The 19,481-nt window shown below is 44.1% G+C and carries 17 protein-coding genes; 7 read left to right on the forward strand and 10 right to left on the reverse strand.

All coding sequences use genetic code 11. The annotated features are described in order from the left end of the window. Positions 1-882 precede the first annotated feature (882 nt). Positions 883-3,852, reverse strand: a complete 2,970-nt coding sequence (locus tag JFC07_RS06735) for a valine--tRNA ligase (protein WP_198328707.1) — start codon at positions 3,850-3,852, stop codon at positions 883-885. Between the two features lie 251 nt (positions 3,853-4,103). Between JFC07_RS06735 and JFC07_RS06740 the strand changes: the two genes are divergently transcribed. Beyond that, on the forward strand, positions 4,104-5,210 hold the full coding sequence (locus tag JFC07_RS06740; RefSeq protein ID WP_198328708.1) for a formate/nitrite transporter family protein: 1,107 nt from the start codon (positions 4,104-4,106) through the stop codon (positions 5,208-5,210). A 266-nt stretch (positions 5,211-5,476) separates the two neighbouring features. Here JFC07_RS06740 and JFC07_RS06745 read toward each other — a convergent pair whose 3' ends face one another. The 6 genes from JFC07_RS06745 to JFC07_RS06770 form a co-directional block, all read right to left on the reverse strand. After that, on the reverse strand, positions 5,477-6,400 hold the full coding sequence (locus tag JFC07_RS06745) for a bile acid:sodium symporter family protein (RefSeq protein WP_198328709.1): 924 nt from the start codon (positions 6,398-6,400) through the stop codon (positions 5,477-5,479). A gap of 353 nt (positions 6,401-6,753) precedes the next feature. Beyond that, the gene (locus JFC07_RS06750) at positions 6,754-7,242 is read right to left on the reverse strand and encodes a YbjQ family protein (protein WP_198328710.1); all 489 of its coding nucleotides are present in this window, start codon (positions 7,240-7,242) and stop codon (positions 6,754-6,756) included. Positions 7,243-7,290: 48 nt separating this feature from the next. Continuing rightward, positions 7,291-7,761, reverse strand: a complete 471-nt coding sequence (locus JFC07_RS06755; RefSeq protein ID WP_198328711.1) for a YbjQ family protein — start codon at positions 7,759-7,761, stop codon at positions 7,291-7,293. A gap of 91 nt (positions 7,762-7,852) precedes the next feature. Then, complete coding sequence (locus tag JFC07_RS06760) at positions 7,853-8,410, reverse strand: UPF0149 family protein (RefSeq protein ID WP_198328712.1); 558 nt, start codon at positions 8,408-8,410, stop codon at positions 7,853-7,855. 250 nt (positions 8,411-8,660) lie between these two features. Next, positions 8,661-8,897: a PA3496 family putative envelope integrity protein gene (locus tag JFC07_RS06765; RefSeq protein WP_068403618.1), complete on the reverse strand. Its 237-nt coding sequence runs from the start codon at positions 8,895-8,897 to the stop codon at positions 8,661-8,663. A gap of 189 nt (positions 8,898-9,086) precedes the next feature. Beyond that, positions 9,087-10,592 (reverse strand): hypothetical protein, encoded by a 1,506-nt coding sequence (locus tag JFC07_RS06770; protein WP_102077717.1) that lies wholly within the window; start codon positions 10,590-10,592, stop codon positions 9,087-9,089. A 522-nt stretch (positions 10,593-11,114) separates the two neighbouring features. Between JFC07_RS06770 and serB the strand changes: the two genes are divergently transcribed. The 6 genes from serB to hemJ all read left to right on the forward strand — a co-directional run bounded on the left by serB (position 11,115) and on the right by hemJ (position 16,836). After that, positions 11,115-12,302 carry a phosphoserine phosphatase SerB gene (gene serB / locus JFC07_RS06775; RefSeq protein WP_193032091.1) on the forward strand — a complete coding sequence of 396 codons (1,188 nt, stop codon included), beginning with the start codon at positions 11,115-11,117 and terminating at the stop codon, positions 12,300-12,302. Positions 12,303-12,440: 138 nt separating this feature from the next. Continuing rightward, on the forward strand, positions 12,441-13,451 hold the full coding sequence (locus tag JFC07_RS06780) for a DUF368 domain-containing protein (RefSeq protein ID WP_198328713.1): 1,011 nt from the start codon (positions 12,441-12,443) through the stop codon (positions 13,449-13,451). Between the two features lie 226 nt (positions 13,452-13,677). Beyond that, positions 13,678-14,067 carry an AciT family ciprofloxacin tolerance protein gene (aciT, locus tag JFC07_RS06785; RefSeq protein ID WP_198328714.1) on the forward strand — a complete coding sequence of 130 codons (390 nt, stop codon included), beginning with the start codon at positions 13,678-13,680 and terminating at the stop codon, positions 14,065-14,067. A 219-nt stretch (positions 14,068-14,286) separates the two neighbouring features. After that, positions 14,287-14,793, forward strand: a complete 507-nt coding sequence (locus JFC07_RS06790) for an SCP2 sterol-binding domain-containing protein (protein ID WP_068403625.1) — start codon at positions 14,287-14,289, stop codon at positions 14,791-14,793. A 322-nt stretch (positions 14,794-15,115) separates the two neighbouring features. Further along, positions 15,116-16,282, forward strand: coding sequence for a biotin synthase BioB (gene bioB, locus JFC07_RS06795; RefSeq protein ID WP_198328715.1), 1,167 nt, complete (start codon positions 15,116-15,118; stop codon positions 16,280-16,282). Between the two features lie 119 nt (positions 16,283-16,401). After that, complete coding sequence (hemJ, locus tag JFC07_RS06800) at positions 16,402-16,836, forward strand: protoporphyrinogen oxidase HemJ (RefSeq protein ID WP_198328727.1); 435 nt, start codon at positions 16,402-16,404, stop codon at positions 16,834-16,836. A 164-nt stretch (positions 16,837-17,000) separates the two neighbouring features. On the opposite strand, the gene JFC07_RS06805 is transcribed toward hemJ, so the two are convergent. From JFC07_RS06805 to rph, 3 genes are all read right to left on the reverse strand, one after another. Beyond that, on the reverse strand, positions 17,001-17,834 hold the full coding sequence (locus JFC07_RS06805) for a hypothetical protein (protein WP_198328716.1): 834 nt from the start codon (positions 17,832-17,834) through the stop codon (positions 17,001-17,003). Between the two features lie 360 nt (positions 17,835-18,194). Next, positions 18,195-18,686 (reverse strand): hypothetical protein, encoded by a 492-nt coding sequence (locus JFC07_RS06810; RefSeq protein ID WP_198328717.1) that lies wholly within the window; start codon positions 18,684-18,686, stop codon positions 18,195-18,197. Between the two features lie 73 nt (positions 18,687-18,759). Continuing rightward, positions 18,760-19,476 carry a ribonuclease PH gene (gene rph / locus JFC07_RS06815; RefSeq protein ID WP_198328718.1) on the reverse strand — a complete coding sequence of 239 codons (717 nt, stop codon included), beginning with the start codon at positions 19,474-19,476 and terminating at the stop codon, positions 18,760-18,762. Positions 19,477-19,481 lie beyond the last annotated feature (5 nt).

A 19,481-nucleotide genomic window follows, 5' to 3' on the forward strand; every position in this document is an offset into this window, starting at 1 on the left:
TGACCGTATCAGTAAGCATTTAATCTAAATGGCAGTTACACAGAATTCGGGATGGTCTCAACAGTGTTATTGGATGGATTGTAAAGTTGCTATTGAAGTAACAGTTTTGAAAGAAAAAACTTATATTTTTTATATATAAATTATCTAGGTAAAATTCACAATTAACAAAGTGTATTCCTTTGAACATTCTTAATGTCTTAAAATAATCAAAACTATCTTTGCTATCTCTAGTTGGAAACCTTATACCTGAAAACACTATATCAATTTCACAAAAAAACCTTTCTATTACAGTCGATAAATAAAGATCTCTACTAGTATTAAGATATGCTTTTAATTCATAAATTAACTGATTAGCATGATGGTTTAGACCTTTGTAACTATAATAGTCATCTTTAAAGTACCTCAATATATAACTATTTAATAAGTTGGTAAATTCTGATAGTAAACCATTATACCAATCTGTGCGATAATCACCCTTTTCACAATGTAAGGCACACTTATCCAATGTGCCGAACGTAAGATTTAAGCAATCATCTATTTTACATTTTACTTTTGTAGTGAATATATTTGAATGAACAGAACTCTTGGTCTTGGATGGATTCACTAATGTGTATTTCATTACAACGCCTTTGACTCTTTCATCGCGGTCAACTGCCCCTCTAACTTAGCCAGTTTAATCTTTTCAGCCTCAACCGCTTCTGCAGATGCTTTACTTTATATAAATATATTCGAGTTCATATTAATAAACCATAGATAATAGCATACAAATATTCAGTTATTTATCAGAACCAAGATTTACTTATAGAACCTACCAGTAGACAATAAAAAACGCCATCACAATCGTGACGGCGTTTTCTACTTATATAGATATTTACGCTTTATTTACAACGCTTTAAGCTCCTCCATCTGCCCCGCCATAGTCTTAATCTGACCTTCTAACTCAGCCAGTTTCGCCTTCTCAGCATCGACTACTTCGGCTGGCGCTTTACTGACAAAGCCTTCATTAGAGAGCTTGCGCGAGATACCTTCGGCTTGCTTTTGTAGCTTATCAAAAGATTTACCCAGACGTTTTAGCTCAGCGGTCGGGTCAATCAGTCCTTTCATGGGTACAAGGACGCGTAGCTGGCCAACCATGCTCGATGACGATAGTGGCACCTCATCACCGTCTTTTAGAAGGGTTAAGCTCTCCACTTTCGCTAATGCCTTAAATTGATTGGCAATGCGCGATAGACGCTGCTCTTCCTCATTAGAGATATTTTGTAGTAGCACAGGCAAGCGCACCGCGTTACCGAGTTTCATCTCGCCTCTGATATTACGGACGCTAGCGATCAGCTCTTGTAACCAGTCCATATCAGACTCGGTTTGCTCGCTAATCAGCGTGCTATCGGTTTGCGGGTAGTCAGCGATGACGATGCTGTCGGTGTTTTTGCGATCTAGCAGCGGCGCGATGGTTTGCCAAATCTCTTCGGTCAGATACGGCATAATCGGATGGGTGAAGCGCATGGAGCTCTCAAGCACATGCAGCAGTACGTAGCGGATTTGCGCTTTACGCTCGTCTGTCACTGAGTCATCATTGAGACTGGCTTTGGCAAGCTCAACGTACCAATCGCAGTACTCGTTCCAAATAAACTCATAGATATCATGGCTGACCATGTCAAGGCGATACTGGTTAAAGTGCTGATGGATATTTTGGACACTAGAATTTAGACGACTCATAATCCATTTTTCGGGTAGCTCCCACACCTCAGGCTTCGCGCTTTGGTCAATAGGCAGTGCGCTCCCCTCTTTATCGACACAGTTCATCAGTACAAAACGGCTGGCGTTCCAGATTTTATTACAGAAGTTACGATAGCCCTCAACGCGTTTCAGATCGAAGTTAATATCGCGGCCCGTGCTCGCCAAGGAGGTAAAGGTGAATCTCAATGCATCCGTACCGTAAGCCGCGATGCCTTCAGGGAACTCTTTACGCGTTTGCTTCTCAATTTTCGCCGCGTCTTTTGGGTTCATCATATTGCTGGTACGTTTTTCTACTAGCGTCTCCAAATCGATACCATCGATGATATCGATTGGGTCGAGAACGTTGCCTTTTGATTTGGACATTTTTTGTCCTTGGCCATCACGGACGAGACCATGGACATAAACGGTCTTAAACGGTACTTGCGGGCTGCCATCGTCGTTTTTGACAAAATGCATGGTCAGCATAATCATGCGCGCGACCCAAAAGAAAATAATGTCAAAGCCCGTGACCAAGACGCTGGTCGGGTGAAAGGTTTTAAGTACGCGCGGATCAGCGTTCGGGTCTGCCCAGTCAAGCGTACTAAACGTCCAAAGTCCCGAGCTAAACCAGGTATCGAGCACATCATCGTCTTGGCGCAATTTAACATCGTCGCTTAGATTGTATTTAGTACGCACTTCCGCTTCATCACGGGCAACATAAATCTCACCAGTCGCATCGTCGTACCATGCAGGGATACGATGTCCCCACCATAGCTGACGGCTGATACACCAGTCTTGCAAGTCCGTCATCCACGCCATATACATATTTTTATATTGCGCAGGAACGAACTCAATTCGGCCATCTTCTACGGCATCAATCGCAGGTTTGGCAAGCTTACTGACGGCCACGTACCATTGATCGGTCAACCACGGCTCAACGATCGTACCACCACGCTCAGCACGTGGGGCTTTGAGTGCGTAGTCTTCGATATCCTCTAGCCAACCTTGCTCGCCCGCTTGCTCAACCAAGAATTTACGCGCCGCAAAACGCTCAAGTCCTGCATATTCACTTGGCGTGGTTTCTAATGTCGGCTCACGTGTTTGTAGGTCAGGATAAACTTCCATCGCAGGTAAGATATTGGCGCGTTCATCAAGGATATTAATCAATGGCAAGTTATGACGACGACCAAGCTCATAGTCATTAAAATCATGGGCTGGGGTGATTTTTACGCAGCCAGTACCAAATTCGATATCAACATAATCATCGGCAACGATAGGAACAATGCGACCAGTAATCGGCAAGGTAATGGTTTTGCCAATCAAGTGCGCGTAACGCTCGTCCTTTGGATTGACGGCAACGGCGGTATCGCCAAGCAAGGTTTCAGGGCGCGTGGTGGCAACGACCAGATAGTTTTTACCCTCTTGGGTCGTTAAGTCTTTATCGGTGAAATGATAGCGGAAATGCCATAAGCTACCCTTTTCATCGACGTTTTCTACTTCTAAATCCGATAGCGCCGTTTGGAACTTAGGATCCCAGTTGACCAGACGCTTACCACGATAAATCAAGCCATCATCGAATAGGCGTACAAATACTTCTTTTACCGCATTCGACAAACCATCGTCCATGGTAAAGCGCTCACGTGACCAGTCGACTGAGCTGCCCAAACGACGAATTTGACGGGTGATATTGTCGCCCGACTCTTCTTTCCATTCCCAGACTTTATCGATGAAATCTTCGCGCGTCATATCACGGCGCTTCAAACCTTGCGCCTCCAAACGACGCTCAACGACCATTTGGGTGGCAATACCCGCATGGTCGGTGCCCGGTTGCCAAAGCGTGTTGTCACCATCCATACGGTGATAACGGGTTAGTGCGTCCATGATGGCATTGTTAAAGCCATGACCCATATGCAGTGAACCGGTGACGTTTGGTGGCGGCAAGGCGATAGAGAACGACTCGTCTTTATCAAAGCTTGGCTTAAAATAACCGTTTTCTTCCCAACCTTGATACATGCCTGCTTCGACATCGCTTGGATTATAGGCGTTCTCTAATTGACTTAAGGCGGCCTGAATCGATTGTGTCAGGTTGCTCTTGGTGTTGCTCTTGGTATTATCAGGGGTATTAGAAGTACTCATAATAGAATGGTCTTTTATTAAAAATGAAGGTGGTCAAACAAAGTTATCGAAAAATAGGGAAAATAATTAATAGAGTGATTTTAACGCAGATGGGCAGATTTTGTTAGATGCTAAGGACATTTATCAGTCTTCAATAGCGGCAGGGGCCAATTTACAACAGTAATCGGCTGAACACTCAACATAATAAACGCTGCGCATACGCTAGAATAAAGAGAAACCTAAATTATTATCAGATAAACAGCGAGCCGACCGTGTCTAAAGATAGCGAGCACAACGATAACAATAATAGTAGCAATAGCAGCCACTCTAAAGCTGAAAAAAGAGAGGATGTACGCTCTATAGCTGCTGAAGAAAATAGTACTGAAGACAAAGTAGAAGGCGATACTGAGGCGCAGAGCGACTCCGATACCACAGAAAACTTAGAGGACGAAGATTTCTCTGAGGATATTAGCGAAGAAGACAAAGAGACCATCAAAAAAGTCGCCAATGATGACAATTTCAGCCAAGCAAAAAGCTATGCCAGTATCTTGGTTGAGCAGGTGATGGATGCCAGAGAAACCTTTGAGCGCTCGCTTGGCTCGTTATTTACCAGTGCTTTTACTGCTGGGCTTGAGATTGGCATCAGCTTCTTTATGATTTTATCGGCTTTTGCGCTTTTGAGTGGCGTGCTCCCGAGCCATTACGCGATCGTCCTCGCTTCCCTACTTTATCCGATTGGCTTTATTATTGTCGTCATCGGTCAATCGCTTTTATTTACCGAACAAACCTCTCTTTTAAGCCTTCCTGTACTCAATAAAATCGAACCCTTACATAAATTGCTACGCCTTTGGGGCATTGTCATCGCCGGTAACGTCGTTGGTGGCTGTTTATTTGCCGCTTTGATGATCGGACTAGGTTTAAATATGCAGCTGTTTAGCGTCAGTGACATCGATGCCTATGCCGAGCATATCTTAGGGTTTAGATGGTGGGTGATATTTGGTAGCGCCATCTTGGCAGGCTGGATGATGGGTATCACCGCCTGGCTTGTGACCTCGGCGCGCGATACCCTAAGTCGCATTGTTTTAGTGACCTTGATTACTGGCAGTATTGGCTTTTTAGGTTTGCATCATAGTATCGTCGGTAATATCGAGATATTTTCTGCTTTGCTTTATGGCAATACCGTCAGCTTAGCGCGCTATTTGCTATTTTTGGCGGTGATATTGGTTGGCAACACCGTTGGCGGGGTGGTGTTTGTCGCGGTACTAAAAAACCGTACCTTCTTGTTTGATATTGCTAAGGTCAAAGAAGAAACTGCCAAAGACAAACCAAACGAAGTCAACAATATAAACAGCCGTATAAATACCCGACGACCTTATTAACAATAATTAGCAGTAAAATCCTTAAGCTAATTTCCCATAACAGATTTTAAGCATTTAAACCTGTTATGGGATTTTATGAACGAGTGATATATAGTAAATTCCATTTAGAAATGTTATAGGACTGCTGGAATAAATTTTTCGAAGCCTCTGGAGTGCGAAGCACACAGCAAGCGAGGAAGATTTATTCCAGCAGAGCGCTATTTTAAATGAACCACTTTTATATTGAATTGGCTATAGATGCTTAACGTCTGTCTAAATCATTAGCGTTAAAGCATGCGCGCGGCTAATACACTGCTTTCTATTTCAGACTTTCTCAGTTTATTGTGTCGCGCGCTAAATATGCGTACCAAAATCCCTGCCGTCAAGAACATCACCAAGGTATAGATGGCTGGCATCATCGACATATCGTAGTTCGATAATAACGTCAACGCCATAAATATCGATAAGGTACTGTTTTGGAGCCCGACTTCTAACGTGACCGACGTTCTTTGCGCCAAGTTTAGACCAAACCATTTACTACTATAATAACCAAGCGCCATGGTTGAAAGGTTCAATATTATCGACACAGGGCCGGTAGCGATAAAGGCATCGACGATGATATCGCGTTGCACATAGCCCAAAAACAGCACTAAAAACGTTAAAAAAAGCACGCCAAAGCGCGACACATAGATTTGTGAGCGATCGGCGACTGCTGGCGCGTAACGCTTAATCAGCATGCCGATACTAATAGGCACAATCGTTAGCAGCACCAAAGTAAGCACCGTTTTTAATACGGGCAATTCAAACGCGCTACCGCTGCCCATAAAATAAATCAACGAAAAGCTCAGTACAATTGGAATGGTAAATACCGTGATAACGCTGGCAATCGCGGTCATCGTCACCGACAGCGCCACATCGCCTTTGGCCAAATAAGTAAATAAGTTTGAGGTAGTGCCGCCTGGGCATAGCACGAGCAGCATAACGCCAACGGCATACTCTGGGCGTAATGGCATGATATTGGCTAAGGTAAAGCCGATGATTGGCAGTAGTATCAGCTGATTGGTCAAGCCTATACCGACAGCTTTGGGATACTTTAACACCCGTTTAAAATCGTTGGTGACGAGGGTCAAGCCCATGCCCATCATGATTAAAAACAAGCAAATAGGAATAATAACTGAGTTTACTAAAGTGACTAGCGCCAAACTTTCCATACTAACATCCCTGTAAATGTGACCTATTCCTAGATCAACTGCTAATGATTAAGTGATACCTGCTTAGCATTCCTTGCTAAGGCTGGTTAATAGCGGCTAACGCTTAACATCAACAGCCATCACTCATTGTTATACTGAATTGCTGATGTATCGATATTACTTTTCACTCACTATAGCTTTTATGAGAGTGCTTATAGCATAAAAGTCAGCAAAACATATAGCGAGTATATAGCGCAAATGTCATATACATTTGCTTTATTCAACGACTCATCAGTCAAGTGTAAAATGTGGGAATAGAGTAGAAATAGAAAGGGTTTGCCAGAAGATTCTAAGGAGTTACGGTTAAATGATATCTAATACATAGAGGCTTTATTAGAATTTTCACAACTATGGACGGCGGTACCATAGGCAATGGCTTCGACCATGCTGCCCAACTGATTGACATTACTGACTTCAAAACGCAGGCCATAAATATGACTATAGCCTTTCGCCTGCGCTTGGCTACGCATACGTACGGCAGCTTCACGGCGCGCGCGATCAAGTAAGGTCTCATAAGTGGTAAGATTTTTACCAAAGATACTTAAAACGCGAGCAATGACCATTTTAAAATAATCTTGCGCAATCACCACGCTGCCAAGTACCAATTCACCCTCAGTATGAGCATCCAATTTGGGGACATAAAAGCGCTCGGTCGAGACGACAATATGGCTAAGCTCTTTTTCAGCGATTTTTAATTGTGCCAAGTGCTGACGCTCATGCCGTGAGCCAAAAAACCAGCCGACCACAAACAACACCAGAAGCGGCGCGTAGTTGATGAGCATTTGGGTGAGAGAATTATTCATGGACCGTCTCGAGCGTCAAAAAGCGTTGCTGCTTTTTTTGCTGGTTAATTAACCAAAAGGATTGAAACGTGGCAAATCATCAGCGGCGACGTTGGGGTTTTGCGGCGCTGCTTGGTCGTGATTTTGCAAACCTGTAGGACAAGAAGGATTGCTTGGCGGTTGATGAGATGACGGCGAAGAGACGGACTGCTGCGGCATGGGTACGGCTTTAACCGCGGTGCCATAGACAAACAGCTCAGAAGCGCCTTGGGCAATGCTCGAAGTCGAAAACCGCAGACCTACCACGGCATCGGCACCTAAGGCTTCTGCTTTGATGACCATACGATCGATGGCTTCTTGGCGTGACTCTTCTAATAGCTCGGTATAAGCCGTCAGCTCACCACCAACGATATTTTTTAGCCCAGCGAACAAGTCTTTGCCCATGTGCTTTGAGCGCACAGTACTACCGTAAACAACGTCCAAGCGCTCGGTAATCTGGTAGTTGGGTAAGTGCTCAAGGTTGGAAAGTTGCACAGTCATGCTACAGCCTTATTGGTGACTTATATGAATTTAATGAAGATTGATGGTGTCAGTGCATAATAAACAATCAATATTGTTGAAACAAACCCTGCTAGTCATTGGTATGAAACAATAAAAACAGCTCGGTCAAATTGCCTTCGATGCTATTGGCCATTTGCGCCATTTTATCTTCATCAGCGCGCATTTCGGCAAGCTCAGGATCCTCATCATCGATACCGCTTAGCACAATCATAGGCAAGGTTAAGACCGCCACATCTTCTGCCGTTTCTTCATCTTCAAACCAATCACTGGCTTCATCGCCATACATCGCATCGACAAAACCGATCGACCAAGCAACGATGTCAGACTCCTCTGAAAAATCGACCGCCACTTCCTCATTACCCGCATCTTCACCAAAGGGTAGCTCGATCGGCGTTTCGTTTTTTAGCTCAGCCATAATCGAGTCGCGCCAGCGCTGAATACCGTCAATCACATTTGCAGGAATGTCACTGACGTGACCTTCAAATAGCGCATCTAGCCAATTTGGCAATGGACGTCCGATAATAGTGGCGGTCAAAAAACCGTGGGTGGCAACACTATCCAGCACGAACTGGCTCTCATCATTGTCCAAATAGTCTAATAATTCATCGAAACTGAGTGGGTTATTCATAGCAGGGAGTCCTTGGCGGCTAGATTACGGCGTACGCCATACATGAGTATGGCAACATAAAAAGAGCTGATTGCAGCATCATTTTTAACAATTTAATATTATTAAAAATATCTGACAATCAGCTTAGCACAATATACTTAACATGATGATTGCTTATCTGTGTAACCAGTTAACAACTTTCGGCTAACACAAGCCATTATCTTTACTTTTCCTGATTATCAGGCGGCAAACTTAAAACAGAAATAACGGGTTAAATATCGTCATCATCCCAGTCATCGCCATCTTCATCAAAATTATCGATGTCATCAAGATCGTCTTTGAGCTCTTTTTCTAGACGTTTTTCTTCTAGTAGGTTATCAATCAAACGGCGTTTTTCAAGGCTGCTTAAGCGCGTACGCACACTGGTTTCGGCCTCTTCCACCATCTTGGCGTCGTCATCATCGACAAAATCGTCATCAAAATCGTCATCAATATCAGCGTCACTCATGACAAGCTCCTATCGTTTTTCGGCAAAGGTATTAAAAATACATAAATATATATATGCCTTATAAAGTCTCTCCCAAGCGTTGTCAATCCTTTTTATCACTATGACAACGTTATGCTCAAAGATAATAAGCGCATAGGCATTTATCTTACAGGCAATTGTAGAGATTCACTGACGTCTAAAGTGACAAATTTACCCTTGCTCTTCTGTCTCTTCAATCATCAATACCGCATTACGTACATCAGCCAGCCGCTGAATCATGGCATCATTACCGCCATCGAATATCGCACATTCGCGCTCATAAACGGTCGTTGGGCGCATGACGCTTTGGAGCTGAACATGATGATTGATTTGTTTAATACCCGCATTTGGTAGCAAAATAAGCATCTGCTCTTTTTTACCGACGCTCTCTAATAAATGGCTCATCGCTTCAACTTGCGCATTGTCACTGACACCCGCTTTCGCTGGTAAGGCAAATCTTGACAGCTCGATATGCTTATCGTGGATAATTTTATTGAGCATGAGATACAGCTTAGCGAGCATCACCCCTGCCAATGCTACTTTGGCATGGCTATTATCTGCCTTTAGCATCACATAAGCGCCGCTTTCATCAAAGTGTGGCTCATTAATTGCGCTGACCCCAAGCAATAATGGCTGCTTCAGTAATTCGGTCACCGCTTGATTTAATAACTGCGTACATAATGCCAAATAAGGCAGGCGCTGCGACGGCGCTAAGCGCTCGAGCATATTGAACTCATCATGAAAGACTATCTGGACGCTGACACTATCAAATGGACGGTTGGCAGACAGCCGAGCCATACCATTAGAGCCATTAGACTTATGGCTGTCATGATTGTTAGCATTGCCAGCAGTCAGTTGGTCCTGTAGATTGTCCGCGCCATCGTTATTCATAGCATGTGAAGTGGTGTCATGAGTCGCATCAAGCTCAGGATTTTGACCTTGCTGCCCTCTAACGTATTGATTGACCGCACTATGAATATCTAGTTTACGCGGTAGGTCTGATTTATCAGCATTTGGATTGCGGCTGGTAGCCGCGGCATTGGCTGCACTAGCGGATTCTGTTGACACATCTTCTGTTTCATCGCCACGCTCAAGGTTGCGCTCATAACCTCGCGCAAATTCGCGCTGATCAATCTGTCTGTACTGCTCGCGATGCAAATCTTGAATATCGCGGCTTAGCGCATTGATTTGCTCTTTGGTTGGGCGCGCAATATAACCATAAATCAGCCATAGCAACAAATGCAGCAGCATCGAGCCAATCACAAACGGCCACTGCATGGCGATAATCTCACCCTTGCTAATGTCTTTAAGCGTCAAGGCCACGCTACCGATGACTGCATCGCCTTTGGTGGCGATTTGGCTAATGGTATCGCCTTGCTGCATCGGTGCATTACCGACTGGTACCAAGACATCACCATTATTGTCTTTAATCAAAATGCGCGTGACGTCCTGCTCGCTGGTATAACGATTGGCTATGACGCTAAGGCTGACGCGGTCTTTATTTTCTAAAGATAAGCGCGCTTCATCAATGAGCTGAGCGACCATTTGCTCGCCCTTTTGGGCACGGCTATTGCTCAGCTGCTGATCGGTACTGATGACCAATAATAGGGTCTGCAAACAAAAACTAACCAGAAGAATAATGGCAAACAACCCTTGCCGCGGCGCTAAATACGTCATGATATGGTAAACTTTTTTGGATAAATGGAAGTAAAAAAACGAGGCTAAGGCTCATTTTCTAGAAGTGTATGCAGCTCTTAATTTGTCTATTTATTTTTTGCTTAATTTACTAGCGCTGCCACTCAATCAATAGTATTGCAGTATTTAAACGCATAGCACTTAAACAAATAGCACTTAAACAAATAGCACCTAAACAGATGACAATGAAACCAATGCTATTGATAAGACCTTGCCATCGTACAGCAGTTTTGTTGTGCAATTATGTTTGGTTCATACCTTTACCGACAAATCGAGCGCTTATTTTCTCTACTATATCATCATAGTAAGGGTTATGGCGTTAGCGAATCGCATAAATTTATTGTAAGAATTTTCTTCTATGCGGCGGCGCTTTTTAGGCCTGTTAATTGGGTATGCTAAGCGTTTTTATCAGACTGTGAGACTTTGTACCTCATCTATAGGCGCTGCCCAGTAAAGCTGCTATTATTCCCAATCTTATATCAGCATACAAGGGACAATTGAGCGATGCAAAAAAATACATCTTACTCGTTACCAAAAGACAGCAAAGCTTGGCAACAAGCGGTCGATTCTGTAGCCTCATTATTGCCTGAAGGCACAAATCTACATGATTTTGATGCGCTACAATCCTTGCCTGTGTTTGCCTTAATTGTGGTATTGCCGACGCATGTATCTTCGCTCGATATTCATCAATATGTGCAGTCTTGGGTCGATGAGCAGCCAAACTGGCACTTGGTCACTGTCGCAGAAGACGCCGACGCCAATTTTGTCGATATTGAGATTGCTGATATAGATACCACGCAGCCATTTGCCAAGCGCTCGTTTATTGATGTGCAAGTGTTCCGCTATCTGCTGGTGCCCGTCACCGATACTCTCATGCACCCTGCTAAAAAGACAGCAGCGGCGCACATTATCGATGACCAATTGACCACCCGTCTGCGTCAAGAATTAATGGAAGACTATAAAAACTCGCAAACTGCCATAGGTAGCGAGCATTTAGATGTGGTCGACTGTCATATCTTGTCGGTCGGTCATATGCTACGTACCCATAAGCTGGCCTGTTTTGATATGGATTCGACGTTGATTGAACAAGAAGTCATCGTTGAGCTGGCAAAAACTGCGGGTATCGGCGAGAAAGTTGCAGCCATTACCGAAGCGGCGATGCGCGGTGAGATGGATTTTGATGAATCCTTTGCACAGCGCGTGGCGTTACTAAAAGGCATATCGACCGATGTGCTTGATGATATTTGTAGCCGTTTAACCTTATCAACAGGCGCGCTGACCACTATCAGCGCCCTTAAAGCTCTGGGTTATCATACAGTCTTGGTTTCAGGCGGCTTTACCTATTTTGCCCGTTATATCGCTGAGCAACTAGGCATCGATGAAGTCCACGCCAATGCGCTAGATATCGAAGACGGCGAAGTGACCGGTCATGTGCAACTGCCGATTATTAATGGCGCCAAAAAAGCGGCGATTGCTGAACATACTGCTGAGCGCTTGGGTATTGATATGTCACAAGTGGTTTGCGTCGGCGATGGCGCCAATGACTTACCGATGATGGCGCTAGCGGATTTGGGCGTGGCGTTTAATGCCAAACCTATCGTTCAAGCGCGTGCGGACGCTGCGGTCAATGTTACAGGGCTTGAAGGCGTGCTTTATGCGCTTGGCTATCCAGCCTTTGCCCGCACTAAATAACGCTTAACCATTCTAAAAAATTAGCTAGGTTAAGGATTTGTCTTTAGCCTAGCTTTTATGGTTGAAGCTTTTTTATACCTACATCTCTTTTACCCTATTCATCTTACTTTTATCTTATTAAATAAAAAAGGACTGTCCATGACGGCATCACAATCACCGCGGCCAGATGCGCCGTCATCTTCCACTCCTATAGATAATGCGTCTTTATCCCAAGAAAGCACCCCTATTTATAATGACAGTCCAAAGCAGCTATTTGGCGTCTATGCCAAAGGCATTGCGATGGGTGCAGCAGACATTGTACCCGGTGTTTCTGGCGGCACGATTGCCCTAATTGCAGGGATTTACGAGCGCTTGATTAATGCTTTGAGTAGCGTCGGCCCTCATCTTTGGCAAATCTTTCGCCAACAAGGCGGGCTTAAAGGCTTGGTCGCCGTATGGAAGCAAGTCGATGCCACTTTTTTGGTGTGCTTGCTACTTGGTATCGCCACCAGTTTTGCTACGTTAGCTGGATTTATTAAGCATTTACTCGACCATCAGCCTTTACTGATTTGGTCGTTCTTTTTTGGTTTGGTGGTGGCAACAGTCTTTATCTTATTGACTGAGATTACACGCTGGAATATAGGACGGGTGGTATTGTTTTTGCTAGGGGCTGGTAGCGCGGTTGTCATCAGTAGCTTACCGTTATTGACCACCGCGCCGAGTTTGCCGTATTTGTTTCTTGCAGGTGCGATTGCCATTTGTGCGATGATATTACCCGGTATCTCAGGCTCATTTATTCTATTATTAATGGGCGCTTATGACACCGTACTCGAAGCGGTGCATACGCTAAACTTTAGTATTATTTTTACCGTCATAGCTGGCATGGCAACGGGGTTATTATTATTTACCCGTATGCTCAAATGGTTGCTATCACGCTATTATCAAGCAACCCTTGCCTTGTTGACAGGTTTTATTGCAGGCTCGCTGGTGAAAGTTTGGCCATGGAAAACCGATGCGCTCGGTACATTAAATAGCGCTGCTATCAGTAACGTCATGCCATGGCAATACCCTACGGGCGCGCATTGGCTGACGACTTTGGGCTTGATGCTGTTAGGCGCTGTTTTGGTCACTGCCTTATCGTGGTGGGGGCGCCGCGGCGTTCGCCCTTAAAGCCAAATCTACGTTAAAGAGTATGTTAAGTCCAAAAAAGCGCCCACGATTGAGGCGCTTTTTTGTTGCTATTAACGGCGATATTTGCGAGCAATTTCCTTAAAACTGTTTAAAAAAATCAAACGTCAGCTGTTGTCGCAAAGTCGTCGCTAGCCTCTTTAGCTTTAGCTCGCAAACTTCCATAATGACCCTGTTGGAATTCACCTGATAAAGAGCGAGATGAACAATGTTATTAACCATATTTTCTACTTTTGCCAGTGAGACATGGGGCGTAGGTGCCATATTGGGTACTGGACTGCTAATGGGTTTGGTGCTTGCGCTGGCTTTATCGTCGCAGCGTTGGTTACTGTGGTATCTGTTTGGCGGCATGGCGTATTGGTTGGCGGTTGAAGCCATTCATAGCTTGTTAAGTTATTGGTCGGTACTATCAGAATGGCACAATTATGTGATCGCGATGGGTATTAGCTGGTTGCCTTTGATAGGTTGGGTACTCTATAGAGCATTGCGTTACGAAGACGTCAGCCGCACTGTACATCAGCAGCGCGAGCGACAAGCCGCCCGCTATATTGAACACACGCCCGTTTATGATGATGACTATCAACCGCGCTTTCAGTAATTCAGTCATTCGGTCATTTACTAAGCTTGTTCCAATCATACCGCTGTCATCGAATGTTACAAGATACTTAAGGCACTCTACGTAAATCCTAAAGAATGGAAACTTATCATCTATTCAATCGTTTATAATCTAATTATATATTTGTCATAAAAATTGTTATAAAGTACGCATTATTTTGCGTTTCATTTTTCATTCTTTAGGTTGTTTAGGAGTTCGATTATGTTTACTGTTCCTGTATTAGATATTAAGTCTGACCCATTAGATGTGTTATTGGCGGTGATTGGTTATCGTTTATCGATGCTCGCTGATAGCGAAGATGAAGACGTCAAAGCGCTGTTTGCTGATCGTAAAGTCACTATCGAGCTTGCCAGCACTGACGCTGATATCGCGCGTTACTATAGCTTTGATAATGGTCAATTTAGTCAACATAGCGGTCACGCCAAAGACGCTGATTTGACGATTAATTTTAAAGATTCGATGACGGGCGTTAAGCTATTGACCAAAGGCAGCCTGCCTGCTTTTATGACTGCCGTGCAAGAAGGCAATTTGAGCATCGAGGGCGACTATAGCCTCATGATGTGGTTCAATAAGCTTGCCAAACATATTGTGCCAGCGGTGCCAGAACAGTACAAACCTTATATTCAACAAGCCAAGCCTTATGCCTATAAAGCGCAGCAATTTGCCAATCATTGGATCGGTGTTGCTAAGCATAAATTGGGTAAGTAATAACTCAATCGAATAAATAATGTCACGAGTGAAAATAAGCAGAGAGTAGCTGGCTAACGTCCATATAATCTAGCGTAAAAACAATTTAGCGTAAAAACAGTCTAGTGTAAAAATAACCTAGATACGTTTCACTACTTAGCACTATTCTGATTTTCTAAAAAGGTTGCGGTATACTATACGGCAACCTTTTTTTATTGCCTAAATTATTTTGTCTACACTTTAACAAAGGCATAAACCCAAGGTTACTCAATTTTTCTTAATTTAACTAATCGCTATTAATTTATCTAATACCTCTTAATATCGTTATAAAAGGATTTATCTCATGGCAGGATTGCTTAATATCTCAGAACCAAATGCCAATAACCATAGTCATAATAATACTGATTCAATACTTAATAATAACAATGCGTCCCATGATTTTTTAGCAAGCTTAGCGACAGACGCGACTAAAAACCGCGAGAAAAAATACAGCCGTGAACAAATCGCTCAGTTGTTTGACTTGCCGTTGATGGATTTATTACTGCAAGCACAGACGATACACCGCCAACACTTTAGCGCTAATGAAGTACAAATCAGCACCTTACTGTCTATCAAGACCGGTAACTGTCCTGAAGATTGCGGTTACTGCTCGCAGTCCGGTCACCACCGCGATACCACTAAGCTACAAGCAGAAAAGCGTATAGAAGTCGATAAAGTCATTGCCGCCGCCAAACGCGCCAAAGCCACAGGTTCATCGCGCTTTTGTATGGGTGCAGCGTGGAAGCATCCAAGCGCCAAAGACATGCCTTATGTGGTCGAACTGGTCAAAGAAGTCAAAGCATTGGGACTTGAAACCTGTATGACTCTTGGTATGCTAGATACAGACCAAGCAGCACAGTTGGCGGATGCAGGTTTAGATTATTACAATCATAATCTCGATACCTCGAGAAGTTACTACGAGCAAGTGGTCAGTACGCGCAGCTATGATGAGCGCTTAGATACCATTGCGAATGTACGCAATTCAGGTATTAACGTTTGTAGCGGCAACATCGTTGGCATGGGTGAAAGCCGTAATGATCGCATCGCTTGGGTCCATGAGTTACTAAAAATGCCCAAAGCGCCTGAATCTATTCCAGTCAATTTACTGGTGCCTATTCAAGGGACGCCGATTGGCGATAAAGTATTAGCACAAGGTCAGCTATCCGTTCTTGAATGGATACGGACGATTGCCGTAACGCGTATCTGCTGTCCAACCAGCTACGTACGCTTATCTGCTGGACGCGAAAGCTTGTCTGACGCTGAACAAGCATTGGCATTCATGGCAGGGGCAAATTCATTCTTTTATGGTGATAAGCTTTTGACCACTGGCAATGCCAGCCAGTCAGGTGATGATAGACTGATGCGCGAGCTTGGTTTGACTAAGCAATTTGCCGCGCCACGAGCGCCAAAGCAAGTAGCGGTGCTTGACGCCATGAGTGGTCATCAGTCGCAAGTTGTCTTAGCAGAGTAAATGCCATACGTGCCGCTACCATTATCGCGTCATCTACGCTAAGCTTGCCAACATTATTAATTAAGAAATTGCGCACAAAATACTAAAACGTAAAATACTAAAACGTAAGAGAGAAAATGATGGCAGACTATTTTAATTGGATTAAAGCGGCTCACATTATCTCTATGGTGTGCTGGTTTGCGGCGATATTTTATCTGCCACGCCTATTCGTGTATCATGCGATGAGTGACGATAGCATCAGCTACGAGCGCTTTGCCATTATGGAGCGAAAGCTCTATCGCGGTATCATGACGCCATCGATGATAGCCACTTGGTTGTTTGGTTTATGGATGTTGGGAATGGGCTGGGATGTGTATAAAACTCAGGGCTGGCTACACGTAAAACTACTATTGGTGGTACTGCTATCAGGTTATCATGGCGCTTGCGGATTTTATCGCAAAAAGCTGATTGATAATCCGCATTATAAAACACATAAATTTTGGCGCTGGTTTAATGAAATCCCCGTATTTGCGTTAATTTTCATTGTCATTTTAGTGGTGGTAAAACCTTTTTAAAATAATGGAAAGTAAAGCTGACTTACCTTAAAAGTATTTTTATCTTGAGTCTGAAACTCAAAAAAAAGCGTCCGTTATGAACTGACCCCCAAATGTTGGACGGTTTATTACTTTAATAAGTAACGGACGCTTTTTTTAAGTCTTGTTATCTCAAATTAACGCTATTAAACATTTGGCCGCATGATTTGATAGACATTGCTTAAATCATAAACACGGTAGCGCGCAGGCTCACGGCGATTTTCACCAGCATAGCTAAGTATCAATGCTTGCTTGGCACGCTCATCGACCCAGCCAACAAATAGCCCGCTGTGCTCGACGCCATTGTAGCCGTGATTGATATAGTAGAGCCAATCACCGACTTCTATCTCACTGCTATTGGCATAAGGGCCTTGTCCGTAGGTGCCTTTATGGATGGTATTACGGCTCACCCCTGCTCGATTAAATACCGCATTGAGATAATCCCAGCAGCCACCTTTAATAATCGTCCGCTCATTGAGCGCCATCTTGCGCGCGGTGCTGATGACTTCCCGCGCCGCCCGACTACTTTGGGTTTCAGCATTACTGAGTAGCGGCAAATATTCGCTATCGACATTGTCATAACTGCCCGATAGAAATGCCGGCAGAACGGTTGGCGCTTGGCGTTGGACTGCCGGATAGCGGTAATTGCTTTGGGCGTTACCGATATAAGCATTTTGGTTAGCATACGAGGTATTAGACGCGCTATTAGTCGTATAACTTGGTTGCGCGCTGCTCGCATTCGCGCGATAGCTAGCAGCATTGCTAGCGCGTTGAATGGTAGATCGCGTCGTGATTTTGGCAGGAGGAACCGCTGAGTACGTTGGGGTATATCGGGCGCTATAATTAGGTTGAGCTGATTTTTGTGCAATCAGGGCGCTCATGCTATCGGCATTTGCTTGGTTGACCGGAAAAACTGTAACAAAGGTAAATAATAATGCACTGCTCGACGTTGTGATTGACCAAAAGGACAAACGCGACATGACCAACTCCTTGGCGACATATTATTGATGACTTAGCTTGAGCTTTGACCATTCACAAAGTTTGGTCTTTATAAGCTGGTATCAATAAGCATATTAACGATAAATAAGATAAATTTTTCAACCCTACTTATAAACCATTTGTACAGGAATCTGCAAGTACTATTGCTTTTAGATAAGCGATAAAAGGTATGAAATTGAGGATAAGTGGTAAAACGAGGCTTGGTTTTTATAAAAATATGGTTTTTAGAAAGACATCGGCTTTAGAAATATGAACGGAGATTCAGAAAGAATACTTAGCTATTATCAGATTGTAGACTATTTATAGAAAAACAGACCAAAGGATAAAAGCTAATCAATAATTTACTCATCGCTCATTTTTATATTGGCATGGCGTTTGCTCAAAGCCTGACCTTGTAAGATGGCTTTGGTCGCGGTTGCTTCTTGGATATTATCAAAGCCACTGATTAGATATTTACGAATGTCATCACAGTCGACAATTTGTAGCTGCTCGCCAATTAAGTTAATTTTGTCGCCATCGGTCAGATGGATATGCGCGCGTTTACCTTGATGGTCATGTACCAACTCGCCATCGCGCACCCACAAGACGCCGCTACTAATAACACCGCTCATGGTTTTTTTACGCTGCTGGCGCTGCCGATTAAAAATAAAACTACCAATAATCAATAGTGCCAAAGCACCAATTGCTAAGCGCTCAGATAGCAAGCTCATTGCCAAAGCGACCGCCACCGCTCCAACCAACAATGCCGTGCCAAACCAAAACAGCCCATTATCGGCTGCGGGCGACTGACCTTGCAAGGTGATTTTGGCGCCGTCATCGGTCAGCTTTAGCATGCATGAATACCTGTTTAAGAGCAGTGGATAGTTAAAAATTGAAATAATAAACCTTAAAAATACGCTTAGAGATTTACCAACCTAATGCTGTTTTTTGCATATCGATCAGCTCAGCGATACCTTTTTCGGCAAGGATAAGCATAGCGTCTGCTTGTGCGCGGGTAAAAGGTTTTTCTTCTGCCGTACCCTGTAGTTCGATAAACTCACCTTTTTGGGTCATTACCACGTTTAAATCGGTATCACAGCTGGCGTCTTCTTCGTAGTTTAAGTCCAAATACGCTTCGCCATCTTTCATACCAACCGATACCGCAGCGACCAAACCAATTAACGGATCAGCTTTTAGTTTTTTGGCTTTTTGTAGGCTCTCTAATGCATCGATAAGGGCAATCGCCGCGCCCGTCACACTGGCGGTACGCGTGCCGCCATCCGCTTGTAATACATCACAATCAAGATAGATGGTATTTTCGCCAAGTTTACCCAAATCAATCATCGCTCGTAAGCTGCGACCGATCAAACGCTGGATTTCTTGCGTGCGCCCTGACTGTTTACCGCGAGCCGCTTCGCGCTGATTACGAGTATTGGTCGCACGCGGTAGCATGCCGTATTCGGCAGTAACCCAGCCTTTGCCTTTACCTTTGAGCCAGCGCGGTACGCCCGTCTCCACGCTCGCGGTGCATAGTACTTTGGTATCGCCAAAGCTGACCAATACTGAACCTTCAGCATGCTTCGTGTAATGGCGCTCAAAGCTGATCGAGCGAAGTTGGTTAAGCTCACGGTTATCAATACGCATAAAAT

The sequence above is a fragment of the Psychrobacter faecalis genome, assembly GCF_016107575.1.
Lineage (GTDB): Bacteria > Pseudomonadota > Gammaproteobacteria > Pseudomonadales > Moraxellaceae > Psychrobacter > Psychrobacter faecalis.